Source organism: Stenotrophomonas sp. YAU14A_MKIMI4_1 (genome assembly GCF_003086855.1).
Taxonomy (GTDB): Bacteria; Pseudomonadota; Gammaproteobacteria; order Xanthomonadales; family Xanthomonadaceae; genus Stenotrophomonas.
The window spans coordinates 4,298,297-4,311,597 of the sequence record NZ_CP025998.1 but is presented as its reverse complement, the minus strand read 5'-3'; the positions used below and the strand labels follow the sequence as shown (position 1 = coordinate 4,311,597).

The following is a 13,301-nucleotide window of genomic DNA, read 5'->3' as shown; positions in this document are numbered from 1 at the left end:
AAAACCGGTCTTCACGCCAATCACTCTTGCCTGCTGGTCAATAATGGCGGCATGAAGACCACCCTCGACGAAATGCAGGCCTTCCTGGCGGTGATCGACAGCGGTTCGATCAGCGCCGCCGCCGAGCAGCTGGGGCAGACCCCTTCGGGGGTCAGCCGCGCGCTGGGCCGCTTGGAAGAAAAGCTGGGGACCACCCTGCTGACCCGCACCACGCGCCGGCTGCACCTGACCGCCGAAGGCGAGGCCTACCTGCGCCACGCGCGGGCGATCATCGATGCGGTGGAATCGGCCGAGGAGCAGATGGCCGCTCGCCGCGAGCGCCCGGTCGGGCGGCTGCGGGTGGATGCGGCGATGCCCTTCGTGCTGCACGTGGTTGCACCGCTGGTGGCCGGCTATCGTGCGCGCTATCCCGAGGTGCAGCTGGAGCTCAACAGTTCCGAGCGCTATATCGATCTGCTGGAGCGGCGCACCGACCTGGCCATCCGCATCGGCCCGCTGGCCGATTCAACCCTGCATGCGCGGCCGCTGGGCCGCTATCGGTTGCAGCTGGTGGCCAGCCCGGCCTACCTGGCCGCCCACGGCGAGCCCAGCAGCGTGGCGGCGTTGGGGCAGCACACGCTGCTGAGCTTCAACGAACCGGAGTCGCTGAATCGCTGGCCGCTGCCGGGCGATGCCGACGGGCAGTTGCTGGTGCGCCCGGACGTGGCCGTTTCCAGCGGTGAAACGCTGCGCCGTCTGGCGGTCGAAGGCGTGGGCATCACCTGCCTGTCCGACTTCGTGACCGCACGCGACCGCGCCGCCGGCACGCTGGTGCCGGTGCTGTCCGCGCAGACGCTGGATGTGTACCAGCCGATCCACGCGGTGTACTACCGCAACACCGCCGTATCGGCGCGCATCAGTTCGTTCCTGGATTACCTGGGCGAGGCGATGGCGCAGGGCCAGGACCCGCGCTGGTAGCGCCGGGCCATGCCCGGCGGAACCCTCACGCCGCGCGCGCCAACGCTTCCTTCGTCGCAGCGTCGCTCGACAGATCGAACACATCCACCGCGTCGATCAAGCGGTCGGCCTGCTGTTCCAGGCTGCGTGCTGCGGCACTGGCTTCTTCCACCAGCGCCGCGTTCTGCTGGGTGGTGCCATCCATCTGGATCACCGTCTGGCTGACCTGTTCGATGCCCGCGCTCTGTTCCTGCGACGCGGCGGAAATCTCGGCCATGATGTCGGTCACCCGCTGCACCGACGCCACGATTTCGGCCATCGTGTTGCCGGCCTGGCGCACGTGCTGCGTGCCCTGGCCGACCTGTTCCACCGATGCTTCGATCAGCGCCTTGATCTCCTTGGCGGCGCCGGCCGAGCGCTGTGCCAGCGTACGTACTTCACTGGCCACCACCGCAAAGCCACGGCCCTGGTCGCCCGCGCGCGCCGCTTCCACCGCTGCGTTCAGCGCCAGGATATTGGTCTGGAACGCAATGCCGTCGATCACGCTGATGATCTCGGCGATCTGCCGTGACGACGCTTCGATTGCATCCATGGTTGCCACCACCTGGCCGACCACCGCGCCGCCCTGCGAGGCCACGCCATGTGCGCCGATCGCCAGTTGATTGGCCTGGCGTGCGTGTTCGGCGTTCTGCCGCACGGTCGAGGTCAGTTCTTCCATCGAGGCAGCGGTCTCTTCAAGGTTCGCAGCCTGCTGCTCGGTGCGCCGTGACAGATCGTTGTTGCCTGCGGCAATTTCCGCCGCCGCGCTGTGAATGCTGCCCGAGGTGTGCTTGATGGCGGTGACGATGGTGGCCAGCTGTGCGGCGGTGGTATTGGCATCGCCGGCAATGCGGGCGAACACGCCCTGGAAATCGCCGTGCATGCGCGCACCCAGGCGACCATCGGCGATGGCGCGCAGCATGCTGGAGACCTCGCCCAGGTTGTGCTCGGTGGTCTGCATCAGGCGGTTCAGGCCTTCCACCATGCTGCGGAAGTCGTGCTGGAAACGGCTGCTGTCGCCGCGCTGGCTGAAATCACCTGCCGCCGCAGCTTCGGCCAGGCCGCGGATCTGCCCGTTGATCGCGCCCAGGTTCGCTTTCACTGCATCCAGGGCCTGGGTGATCACCACCTTTTCGCCCGGCAGGCGTTCCATGTCCTGGCTCAGGTCGCCAATGGCATAGCGCCCCATGATGGCGATGGCTCGCATCTTTACCTGGATGTGTGCGTCCACCAGTGCATTGGTGTCGGCCACCATGCGCCCGTAAGCGCCAGGGAAAGCGCTGGCATCCATGCGGTGGCTGATGGTGCCGGCCTCGTGCTGCTCGGCCATGCCGGCCTGCGCGGCCAGCACGCCACGCAGGGTGTTCTGCACGGCCTGCATGGCCTGCGCCAGGCGACCGATTTCGTCGCGGCTGCGGACCTGCACCGCGTGGTCCAGATCGCCAGCGGCGACCGCGCGTGCGGCGGCTTCCACCGCCAGCACCGGTTGCACCACCGCGCGTCGCAGCCACCAGCCCAGGGCCAGCAGCAGGGCGATGGCAGCGCCAATCGTCAGGCCACCGCTGACCACCAGCATGTGCCGCGCCGCCTGCGAACGCGCGGCCACCGCGGCCTCGGCTACCTTGGCCGTGTGGTCACCCAGCGCATCCAGCGCGGCGGCGACCGGGCGGTCCTTGCCGCGCACCAGAGTGTCACCGGCGGCCGGGTCGTACTGGGCCTCGGCAAAGGCCTGCAGCGCACCGTGGTAGGCCTGCTGCAGCTGCGTGTGCTGCGCGCTGAAGGCCTGCGCCAACGTGCGCGTACGCGCATCGGGGCTGGCCGCCACACGCTGCGCCAGCTCGGCCACCACGCGGCCCTCGCTGTCGAAGGCATCCAGATGGCGCTGCCGCAGCGCGTCGTCGTGGCCGCGCAGCAGCACGTTCTTCCACTCCTGCACCTGGCTGCGGAACTCGCGTTGCAGGCGCTCGGCATCGCGGCTGAGCGCGACCTCCGGCGGCACTTCGGTGGACAACTTCAGCCAGGCCGTGGCCAGACCGGCCAGGGCACACAGCAGTACGACAGCCAGACCAACAGAGACGGCACCGAGCAACTTGGACTGCAGTCGCGGCGCAGCGGACGACACGTTCATGGAAGGGGCTCACGGATGAATGGCGATGCGGTATCGACCGTTCTTGAGTCCCCTGAAGTGCGATTCAGATCACATTACCGTTCCGTTTAGGGAGGTGAAGATTGTGTTTCATAGGACAGATGTGTCCAGACGAGACGAAAGCGGACAGCAGACGGGCGGTTTAAATGTAACTATGGTTGTTACATGAAATCCGCCAATCCATTGTCCGACGCACTGCATGTCATGGCCCACCTGGTCGGCCAGCCGGGCCCGCGTACCTCCGAACAACTGGCCGCGTGCCTGCCCACCCACCCGGTGGTGATCCGCCGCCTGCTGGCGCAGCTGCACAAGGCTGGCCTGGTGCACAGCAGCCGCGGCCACGGCGGTGGCAGCCAGTTGGCCCGCGACGCGGCCGCGATCACCCTGCACGACGTCTACGTGGCGGTGGGCTCACCGCCACTGGTGCAGGTCGGTACGCGTGACAGCGGCGGCGGCTGCCCGATCCAGCAGCTGGTCAACCAGGCGCTGCTGGACGGCGCGCGCGAGGCCCAGCGCCTGCTGGAAGCCCGGCTGCAGGCCAGCACGCTGGACCAGCTGGGCGCCGACTTTGCCCGTCACCTTGCCCATCACCGTTCCCTGGAAGGCTCCCATGAATCCTGATGTCATCATCGTCGGCGGCAGCTACGCCGGCATCGCCGCCGGCCTGATCCTGGCGCGCGCACGGCGCCCGATCACCGTCATCGACAGCGGCCTGCCGCGCAACCGCTTCGCCAGCCACTCGCACGGCGTGCCGGGGCAGGACGGCATCAGCGGTGCCGAGCTGCTGAAGAACGCGCGCCAGCAGCTGCTGGATTACCCCACCGTGCGCTGGCTGCAGGGTGAAGCGGTGGATGCGCAGGCCGGCGCCGATGGCGTGCAGGTGCGCACTGCCGATGGACAGGTACTGGCCGCGCGCAAGCTGCTGCTGGCCACCGGCATCGCCGACCAGGTGCCGGATCTACCGGGCCTGGCCGAGCGCTGGGGCAGCACCGTGCTGCACTGCCCGTACTGCCATGGCTACGAGGTGGGCGGCGGCGCCATCGGCGTGCTGGGTGGCCATCCGCTGTCGGCAGGCAAGGCGCCGCTGTTCGCCGAATGGGGCAACGTGACCTTCTACAGCCAGGGCCTGCCGATCAGCGACGACGAGCGCGCGGCCATGCAGCAGCGCAACGTGCAGGTGGAAGACACGCCGGTGTTGGGCGTGCGCGGCGATCAGGACACGTGGCTGGAAGTGGAGCTGGCCGATGGCCGCCGCATTGCCCAGCGTGCGCTGTTCGTGGCCGCACCGCAGGCGATGGCGACGCCGCTGGTCCAGCAGCTGGGCTGCGCGCTGGTGGAACACCCGATGGGCGTGCTGGTGCAGGTGGATGCGATGAAGCAGACCAGCGTGGCGAACGTGTACGCCGCCGGCGATGCCACCACGGTGGGCAACATCACCCTGGCGATGGCCGAAGGCGTGCGCGCCGGCATCGGCGTCCACCACGCCTTGGTGGGCGAAGACAGCAGTGGGGTCGGAGCCGGGGTCGGATCCCTTTCGCAGAAAGGGCTCTGACCCCCGCATCCACACATGGCGTGGATCTACCAGCCCCGCATCCACGCATGGCGTGGATCTACCAGCCCCGCATCCACGCATGGCGTGGATCTACCAGCCCCGCATCCACGCATGGCGTGGATCTACCAGCCCCGCATCCACGCATGGCGTGGATCTACCACCCCCCGCATCCACGCATGGCGTGGATCTACCACCGTGCAGGGCGTGGATTCGATGTGCCGACCAAGGTCGGCACCCACCAGAGCGGTGGGAACCCTCAGCCCTTCACGCACAGCACCTGGCGCAGCGTGTGCACCACTTCCACCAGGTCCCGCTGCGCGGCCATCACATCATCGATCGACTTGTACGCCGCCGGTGATTCATCCAGCACGCCGCTGTCCTTGCGGCACTCCACGTGCGCGGTGGCTTCGCGGTGCTGGGCCAGGGTGATCTGCTGGCGCGCCGCACCCCGGCTCATCACCCGGCCGGCACCGTGGCTGCAGCTGTGGAAGCTGTCCGCGTTGCCCTTGCCGCGCACGATGTAGCTGCGCGTGCCCATGCTGCCTGGAATGATGCCCAGTTCGCCGGCACGGGCGCTGACGGCACCCTTGCGCGTCACCAGCAGTTCCTGCCCGGCGTGCGATTCCTTCTGCACGTAGTTGTGGTGGCAGTTCACCGCCATCGCCGCCAGCTTGAACTTCGGCAGACGCTGGCGCATCTCGGCCAGCACGCGCGCCATCATCGCCTCGCGGTTCTGCCGTGCGTAGTCCTGCGCCCACGACACCGCCTGCACGTAATCATCGAACAGCGGTTCGCCTTCCATGAAGAACGCCAGGTCCTTGTCGGGCAGATGGAAGCCGAGCACGCGGCGTTCCAGTTCACGCCGCGCCTGTTCGATGAAGTAGGTGCCGATCAGGTTGCCGGTGCCGCGCGAGCCGCTGTGCAGCATCACCCACACCGCATCGGTTTCATCGAGGCAGAGTTCGATGAAATGGTTGCCACCGCCCAGCGTGCCCAGCTGGCAATCCAGCTTGTCGGTACGGATCTTCCGGTGCTTTTCCTTGATGCGCTCCAGCCCCGCGGCCAGCCCCGACTGCACCAGCCGGGTGCCGATGCTGTCGGGCAGCCGCTGGTGTTCGCCGCCACGGCCGTTGCCGACCGGCACACTGCGCTCGATGCCGCTGCGCAGTTGGCGCAGGTCATCGGGCAGTTCGTTGGCGCGCAGCGTGGTGCGTACCGCCGCCATGCCACAGCCGATGTCCACGCCCACCGCGGCGGGAATGATCGCGCCCCGGGTAGGGATGACCGAGCCGACCGTTGCGCCCTTGCCCAGGTGAACGTCGGGCATGACCGCCACCCACGGCCCGACGAACGGGATCGCGGCGATGTTGCGCAGCTGCGCGTGGGCCTCGGCTTCCAGCGGAACGCCGTCCACCCAGCCCTTGATCGGCGTGCTGCCTTCGGCATGCAGCCATTGATAATTGTGTTGAATGTCCATGTCGTGATGAATGTCCTGCACAGGCCCGCACCACGGCGCGGCCGTGGGCATTTCCCTGTGGTTGCAGTGCGGGCACGAAGGCGTGCGCGGCGCAATGCCGATACGTGTGACGACGCAAACGAAAACGCCCCCGGAACTGCATTCCGAGGGCGTCGCCAAGCCTCGGAGATCGGGGCGACCGATCTCCGCAGCGCGGGTATCAGGCCGTTGTCAGCGGGAATTCCTTCACCGACGCACGGATCGCCACGTCCATGCGCAGGCATGGCAGCAGGTTGGCGATGGCGACGGCGGGTGTGTTCAAGGAAGGAATCCGGTAGCTGTTGAAACGTGGCGCGCACCATAAACCACGAACCCGTGGTGCGCAACCACGCAATGCACGGCGATTGGTCCGTTGCCTCAGCCTTCCGCGCTGGCGGCATCCAGCTGCGCAATGTCCTGCACGCTCAGGCCAAGGTTGGCCGCGGCCAGCAGATCGTGCAGCTGTTCAACGCTGGTGGCGCTGACAATCGGCGCGGTGATCGACGGCCGTGCGATCTGCCAGGCCAGTGCAATCTGTGCGGCACTGGCGTTGTGCTTGCTGGCCACATCATCCAGCGCCTGCAGGATGCGCAGGCCGCGCGGGTTCAGATAGCGCTTGACCACCATCTCGCCACGCGCCGGGCTCTTGGCCGCATCGGCGGCGGTGCGGTACTTGCCGCTCAGGAAGCCGCTGGCCAGCGCGTAGTAGCCGATCACGCCGATCTGTTCGCGCTGCACCAGCGGCTCCAGTTCGGTTTCATAGCCGGCGCGGTCGTACAGGTTGTATTCCGGCTGCAGGGTTTCGTAGCGCGGCAGCTTGTAATCGCTGGATACCTTCAGCGCATCGGCCAGGCGCGTGGCGCTGTAGTTGGACGCACCGATGGCGCGCACCTTGCCGGCCTCGATCAGCCGGCCGAACGCGGCCAGGGTGGCTTCCAGCGGGGTGGATTCATCGTCTTCGTGGGCCTGGTACAGATCGATCACATCGGTCTGCAGGCGGCGCAGCGAATCTTCCACCGCCGCGTTGATGTTGTCCGGGGTCAGGCCCGGGCGCTCGGCCCACTTGGCCACCTTGGTCGCCAGGATGACCTTGTCACGCTTGCCGCTGCGCGCGAACCACTTGCCGATCAGCGTTTCCGATTCACCGCCCTGGTTGCCCGGTACCCACGCCGAATACACATCGGCGGTATCGACCAGGTTGAAGCCGGCATCGACGAAGGCATCGAGCAGGGCGAAGCTGGCCTTTTCATCGGCGCTCCAACCGAACACATTGCCGCCGAAGGCGAGCGGACGTACATGCAGGCCGGAACGGCCGAGTTCGCGGGTTGCCGTCATGGACACGGACTCCTTGGGGGAAGTCCTCCAGCATAGAGCGCCACCTGTGACCGTGCTGCGGCGGTGACCACAAAACAGTGTTCCGCAACGCGCACGCCGCTAACGTTTTGTGAACACCTGCGGCGCGGCGACTGCTAGTCTCGCCGCATCTTCCGCTGGAGTCGTCCCGATGAATGCTGTTTCGTCCCTGCGTGGTTGCCGCCTGCTGCTTGCTTCGGCGCTGCTGGTAGCGGTTCCCGCCATCGCCGCGCCCGCTGCCGTCGTGGCGCCGGCCAAGATCCAGGTATCGCCGGCACTGGAAGCTGCGATCAAGGCGCCTACCCGCGATGCCAACAACGTAAAGCGTGACGGATACCGTCATCCTGCGCAGACGCTGGCGTTCTTCACCGTGGCACCGGAAAAGACCGTCATCGAAATCACCCCCGGCAACGGCTGGTACTCGGAAATCCTGGCGCCGCTGCTGCGCGACAAGGGCCATTACATTGCCGCGGTGGTCGATCCGCAGGCGGTGGCTGAAGGGCGTGGCCGCGATTACCAGCAGCGCAGCCGTGACGGCCTGGAAAAGAAGTTCGCCGGTGCCCCGGCGCAGTTCGACAAGACCGCCGTGGTGGCCTACGACCCGGCCAAGCCGGTGTTCGGCCCGGCCGCTTCGGCCGATGTGGTGCTGACCTTCCGCAACGTGCACAACTGGCGCAAGGCCGGCCAGGCGCAGGGCATGTTCCAGGGCTTCTTCAACGTGCTCAAGCCGGGCGGCGTGCTGGGCGTGGTCGAGCACCGTGCCAAGGCCGACGTGGCCGACGACGATGACACCGGCTATGTGGGCCAGCAGCAGGTGATCGCCATGGCCGAGGCCGCCGGCTTCAAGCTGGACGCGCGTACCGAAGTGAATGCGAACCCGCGCGATACCAAGGACCACCCCAATGGCGTGTGGACCCTGCCGCCGACCAACCAGCATGACAAGGCCGACGACGCCAAGTACCAGGCCATCGGTGAAAGCGACCGCATGACCCTGCGCTTCGTGAAGCCGTAAGAGGGTAGCGCCGGGCCACGCCCGGCGAGCGCGCAGTGCGGCGTGGGACAATAGCCCATCGCCGCCTGCCGCCCCCTGCAATGCTGATCGCCTTCAACAAGCCCTTCAACGTGCTCTGCCAGTTCACCGACCGCAGCGTGCCGCCGCGGCCGACCCTGGCCGGGTTCGGCCTGCCGCCGCGCGTGTATGCCGCCGGCCGCCTGGACCATGACAGCGAGGGCCTGCTGCTGCTGACCGACAACGGCACGCTGGCACACAAGCTCACCGACCCGCGGCACAAGGCCGACAAGACCTACTGGGTGCAGGTGGAAGGCACGCCCAGCGACGAGCAGCTGCAGCAGCTGCGTGACGGCGTGGTACTGAATGACGGGCCGACTCTGCCGGCGAAGATCGAGCGCCTCGATCCGGCGCCGGCGCTGTGGCTGCGCGATCCGCCGGTGCGGTTCCGCAAGACCGTGCCCGACAGCTGGCTGGCCATCACCATTCGCGAGGGCCGCAACCGCCAGGTGCGGCGCATGACGGCCGCGGTGAACCTGCCGACCCTGCGCCTGGTGCGCGTGGCGATGGGCCCGTACCGGCTGGACGACCTGCAGCCGGGGCAGTGGCGGCAGATCGGCTGAAACAAGAAGGGTCGGAGCCCTTCCTTGCGGAAGGGATCCGACCCTTGATCGGGGTCAGACCCCTTCCGCAGGAAGGGCTCTGACCCCTCTGATGGGGCTCAGGTATCGCTGCCGATGTCGCTGTGCTCGTCCACCACGGTGTCATTGCGGCGGTCACGCGCGTGGATGCGCTGCGCCTGGCCATTCACCACATGGCCATTGGCCGCCTTCTTCTTCTGCTGCTTGCGGTACAGCGCGTAGCCCAGCAGGCCCACGCCCACCGCTGCGGCGGCAATGGTCACCGCCGGGTTGCGGCGGGCGAACTTGGTGGCCACCTTGCCCCCGGTCTTCACCGCACCCAGCGCAGCGCCGGTCTTGATCCAGTCGCTGGCCTGCGGGCCCAGGTGGCGCAGGCTGCCGCCGGCACTCTTCAGGCCATCGCCAGCGCTGTGGGCCAGGTCCAGGGCGCGCTCCAGGGCGCGGTCGGTGATTACGGTCAACTTGCTCATGCGGGGGTCCTTTGCCTCGGGTCGAAGTCCAGTGTGTCGTGCTGCCTGTAAACGGTATGTCAGGCAGGCGGGCATGCGCCTTGACGCGACCGCCGCCGTTCAGCATCCGGCAGGCCGGGGTCGGATCCCTTTCCCTTGGGAAAGGGCTCTGACCCCGCTCGGTGAATATGGGGTCAGAGCCCTTTGCGTTGCAAAGGGATCCGACCCCGTCACTCAGGTACCGCGCGGTTTGGCGCGGTGGGTCGCGGTGGCCGTCCACGGGTCATCCGGCCACGGGTGGCGCGGATAGCGCCCCTTCATTTCCTTCTTCACCTCGGCATAGGTGTTTTCCCAGAAGTTGCGCAGGTCCTGGGTGACCTGCAGCGGGCGGCCGCCGGGCGACAGCAGGTGCAGGGTCAGCGGCACCCGGCCATCGGCAATGCGCGGGGTGTCGGCCAGGCCGAACAGCTCCTGCAGCTTCACCGCCAGCACCGGCGGCTGCGGCTCGCCGGTTTCACTGTCCAGGCCATAGGTGATCGCCCGCTCCAGCCCCGAAGGCACGCTGATGCGGGTGGGCGCATGGCGTTCCACCAGTTGCCGTTGCGCCCATTCCAGCGGCGATTTCAGCGCTTCGCCGAAACTGCTCTCGTCCAGCGCATCCAGCCGCGTCTTGCCGGCAAAGGCCGGTTGCAGCCATTGCGCGCGGCTGGCCAGCAGGGCCGCATCACTGCAGTCGGGCAGGCCCAGGTCGGGCATCCAGCGGCGCAGCGACTCCACCCGTGCCTGCCATTGGCGCAGGCCCTCGGTCCACGGCAATGCCTGCAGGCCCAGTTCGGCCACGGCATCGGTCAGCGCCTGCGCGGCGTGCTGCGGGTCCACCCGCCCGGCCGAACGGCTGTCCAGCACGATGCGGTCGAAGCGGGTCTCGCGCAGCGCCACCAGGGCACGCCGTTCGCTGTCCCAGCGTACGGTGTCCTCGGTCACGAAGCGCTGCGGCCAGGTGGCACGCAGATAGCCTTCGTCCACCGGCGCGGCGCGCAGCAGCAGTGCGTCGCGGGCCTCGAAGCGCAGTTCGCTGGCCACCAGCCACGGTTCACCGCGCAGGTCGCTCAGCTCGTGCAGGCGCGCGCTGCGGCCGTTGGCCAGCAGGTAGCGCAGCGGGTCGGACGGATGCTGGAACGCGATGCGGTCGGGGAAGGCGTGAGCCAGCAGATCGCCCAGTTCGTGCGCTTCGATGCTGGCCGGTGGCAGCGCATCGCAGCGCAGGCGTCGGCGCCACTGCTTGGCCGCTGCATCGATCGCGGCCAGGCCGCTGCGGTTGGCATCGGCCGGTGCACGGCCATTGCGGAACGCGGCCAGTGCGCGCCAGCGCGCCGCCAGCGCATCGCCGCCCTGGCGCAGCGGATCGCGTGCTTCCAGCAGGGCGGCCAGATCGGCGGCCAGCGCCTGCGCGCGCGCATCCGCGGCGGCCAGCAGCATCGCCGCCAGCCGCGGGTGGGTGCCCAGCGCCAGCACGCGCCGGCCCAGCGCGGTGATCGCCCCGCTGCTGCTGAGTGCGCCCAGCCGTTGCAGCAGCTCGCGCGCGGCGGCCATCGGCCCGCTCGGCGGGGTATCGACGAAGCGCAGATCGCTGCTGCCCCAGGCGGCCAGCTCCAGCGCCAGCCCGGCTAGTTCCACCTGTTCGATTTCCGCACGCCGCTGCGGCTCCAGCCGTTGCGACTGCGGCCACAGCCGCCAGGCCACGCCTTCGGCCACGCGGCCGGCGCGGCCGGCACGCTGGTCGGCCGAGGCCTGCGCGATCGCCACCACGTCCAGCCGGGTGAAGCCGCTGTTGGGGTCGTAGCGCGGTTCCCGGGCCTGGCCACTGTCGATCACCACGCGCACGCCGGGCAGGGTCACCGACGATTCGGCCACGTTGGTGGCCAGCACCACGCGGCGTCGGCCATCGCTGGCCGCCTGCAGCACGCGCGCCTGCTGTTCCACCGGCAGTTCACCATGCAGGGCCAGCACCTCCACGCTGCTGTCCAGCGCGTCCTGCAGGCCGGCTTGTACGCGCGCGATCTCGCGCTGGCCGGGCAGGAACACCAGCGCGTCGCCGGGGTGTTCGGCCAGGGCCTGCTGCACCGCGCGGCGCACCTGCAGTTCCAGGGTCTCGTCGCGCCGGGCCGGGAAGTGGCTGATCGCCACCGGGTAGCTGCGGCCTTCGCTGCTCAGTCGTGGTGCATCCAGGAAGCGCGCCAGGCGCTCACCGTCCAGGGTGGCCGACATCACCAGCAGGCGCAGGTCCTCGCGCAGCTGCGCCTGCACGTCCAGCGCCAGTGCCAGCCCCAGGTCGCCGCTCAGATGGCGTTCGTGGAATTCATCGAACAGGATCGCGCCCACTGTCTCCAGCATCGGGTCGTCCTGCAGCATGCGGGTCAGGATGCCCTCGGTGACCACCTCGATGCGGGTGCGCGCCGAAACCTTGTTCTCGAAGCGGATGCGGTAGCCCACCGTGCCACCCACGTCCTCGCCCAGTTGCCGGGCCATGAACAGCGCCGCGCTGCGTGCGGCCACCCGGCGCGGTTCCAGCAGGATGATCCTGCGGCCCTGCAGCCACGGTGCATCCAGCAGGGCCAACGGCACCTGGGTGGTCTTGCCGGCGCCGGGCGGGGCTTCCAGCACCAGGCGCGGGTGGTCGGCCAGGTGCTGCTGGATCTGCGGCAGCAGCGGCGAAATCGGGAAGAGCGGGGCATTCATGTGCAAAGGATAAGGGGCGCAGCGCGGCGCAGGTACAATGCGCGGGTTTTCCTGTCTCTGCTGCCCCCATGCACCTGATCGATATCGGCGCCAACCTCACCCACGATTCCTTCGATCGCGACCGCGATGCCGTACTGGACCGCGCACGCCAGGCCGGGGTGGTGCAGATGGTGATCACCGGCGCCAGCCGCGAGCATTCGCCGCTGGCCTTGCAGCTGGCGCAGCAGCATCCGGGCTTCCTGTACGCCACCGCCGGCGTGCACCCGCACCACGCGGTGGAATACACCGACGAATGCGATGCGGAAATGCGCGCGCTGCATGCGCATGCCGAAGTGGTGGCCGTGGGCGAATGCGGGCTGGATTACTTCCGTGATTTCTCGCCGCGCCCGGCGCAGCACCGTGCGTTCGAGCGCCAGCTGCAGCTGGCGGCCGACAATGGCAAGCCGTTGTTCCTGCACCAGCGCGACGCGCACGCCGATTTCATGGCGCAGATGAAGAACTTCGACGGCCGCCTGGGCCCGGCGGTGGTGCATTGCTTCACCGGCGAGCGTGACGAACTGTTCGATTACCTGGACCAGGATTGGTACATCGGCATCACCGGCTGGTTGTGCGATGAACGCCGCGGCGCGCACCTGCGCGAGCTGGTGAAGAACATTCCGGCCAACCGCCTGATGATCGAGACCGACGCGCCGTACCTGCTGCCGCGCACCCTGAAGCCGATGCCGAAGGACCGCCGCAACGAACCGATGTTCCTGTCGCACATCGTGGAAGAACTGGCCCGCGATCGTGGCGAAGACGTGGCGGTGACCGCAGCCAACGCCACCGCAGCCACGCGCACGTTCTTCCGGTTGCCCGACGCGGGTTGACCGCGAGGGTGGCGTGGCGAAACGCCACGCGTCGCGATGTCGAACGGACCGACATTGCGTCGTGATATCGAACCAA

The 13,301-nt window shown here is 68.3% G+C and carries 11 protein-coding genes; 6 read left to right on the top strand and 5 right to left on the bottom strand.

The genetic code is table 11. The features are described from left to right. Positions 1 to 51: 51 nt before the first annotated feature. Positions 52 to 957, top strand: a complete 906-nt coding sequence (locus C1931_RS19455; RefSeq protein ID WP_108757506.1) for a LysR family transcriptional regulator — start codon at positions 52 to 54, stop codon at positions 955 to 957. Between the two features lie 25 nt (positions 958 to 982). Here C1931_RS19455 and C1931_RS19450 read toward each other — a convergent pair whose 3' ends face one another. Then, the gene (locus C1931_RS19450) at positions 983 to 3,103 is read right to left on the bottom strand and encodes a methyl-accepting chemotaxis protein (RefSeq protein ID WP_108757505.1); all 2,121 of its coding nucleotides are present in this window, start codon (positions 3,101 to 3,103) and stop codon (positions 983 to 985) included. Between the two features lie 183 nt (positions 3,104 to 3,286). Between C1931_RS19450 and C1931_RS19445 the strand changes: the two genes are divergently transcribed. Both C1931_RS19445 and C1931_RS19440 read left to right on the top strand, forming a co-directional pair. Beyond that, positions 3,287 to 3,742: an Rrf2 family transcriptional regulator gene (locus tag C1931_RS19445; RefSeq protein WP_108757504.1), complete on the top strand. Its 456-nt coding sequence runs from the start codon at positions 3,287 to 3,289 to the stop codon at positions 3,740 to 3,742. After that, a complete protein-coding gene (locus C1931_RS19440) occupies positions 3,732 to 4,673 on the top strand; it encodes an NAD(P)/FAD-dependent oxidoreductase (protein ID WP_108757503.1) in 942 nt (313 codons plus the stop codon). Before C1931_RS19445 ends, C1931_RS19440 begins: the two co-directional genes overlap by 11 nt. Positions 4,674 to 4,929: 256 nt before the next feature. Here the strand turns inward: C1931_RS19440 and C1931_RS19435 are convergent, their stop codons facing one another. Both C1931_RS19435 and C1931_RS19425 read right to left on the bottom strand, forming a co-directional pair. Further along, positions 4,930 to 6,150 carry an RtcB family protein gene (locus C1931_RS19435; protein ID WP_108757502.1) on the bottom strand — a complete coding sequence of 407 codons (1,221 nt, stop codon included), beginning with the start codon at positions 6,148 to 6,150 and terminating at the stop codon, positions 4,930 to 4,932. Between the two features lie 396 nt (positions 6,151 to 6,546). Further along, positions 6,547 to 7,503, bottom strand: a complete 957-nt coding sequence (locus tag C1931_RS19425; RefSeq protein ID WP_108754548.1) for an aldo/keto reductase — start codon at positions 7,501 to 7,503, stop codon at positions 6,547 to 6,549. 169 nt (positions 7,504 to 7,672) lie between these two features. Here C1931_RS19425 and C1931_RS19420 point away from each other — a divergent pair, with 169 nt between their 5' ends. Beyond that, on the top strand, positions 7,673 to 8,533 hold the full coding sequence (locus C1931_RS19420) for a class I SAM-dependent methyltransferase (protein ID WP_108754547.1): 861 nt from the start codon (positions 7,673 to 7,675) through the stop codon (positions 8,531 to 8,533). An 80-nt stretch (positions 8,534 to 8,613) separates the two neighbouring features. Then, positions 8,614 to 9,153, top strand: coding sequence for a pseudouridine synthase (locus C1931_RS19415; protein ID WP_108757501.1), 540 nt, complete (start codon positions 8,614 to 8,616; stop codon positions 9,151 to 9,153). A gap of 98 nt (positions 9,154 to 9,251) precedes the next feature. Here the strand turns inward: C1931_RS19415 and C1931_RS19410 are convergent, their stop codons facing one another. Both C1931_RS19410 and hrpB read right to left on the bottom strand, forming a co-directional pair. Beyond that, entirely contained in the window at positions 9,252 to 9,641 is a 390-nt protein-coding gene (locus C1931_RS19410; RefSeq protein ID WP_108751293.1) for a hypothetical protein, read from the bottom strand. Positions 9,642 to 9,854: 213 nt separating this feature from the next. Further along, a complete protein-coding gene (gene hrpB, locus C1931_RS19405; RefSeq protein WP_108757500.1) occupies positions 9,855 to 12,359 on the bottom strand; it encodes an ATP-dependent helicase HrpB in 2,505 nt (834 codons plus the stop codon). A 68-nt stretch (positions 12,360 to 12,427) separates the two neighbouring features. Here hrpB and C1931_RS19400 point away from each other — a divergent pair, with 68 nt between their 5' ends. Next, a complete protein-coding gene (locus C1931_RS19400) occupies positions 12,428 to 13,225 on the top strand; it encodes a TatD family hydrolase (RefSeq protein ID WP_108754544.1) in 798 nt (265 codons plus the stop codon). The last annotated feature ends 76 nt before the right edge of the window (positions 13,226 to 13,301 follow it).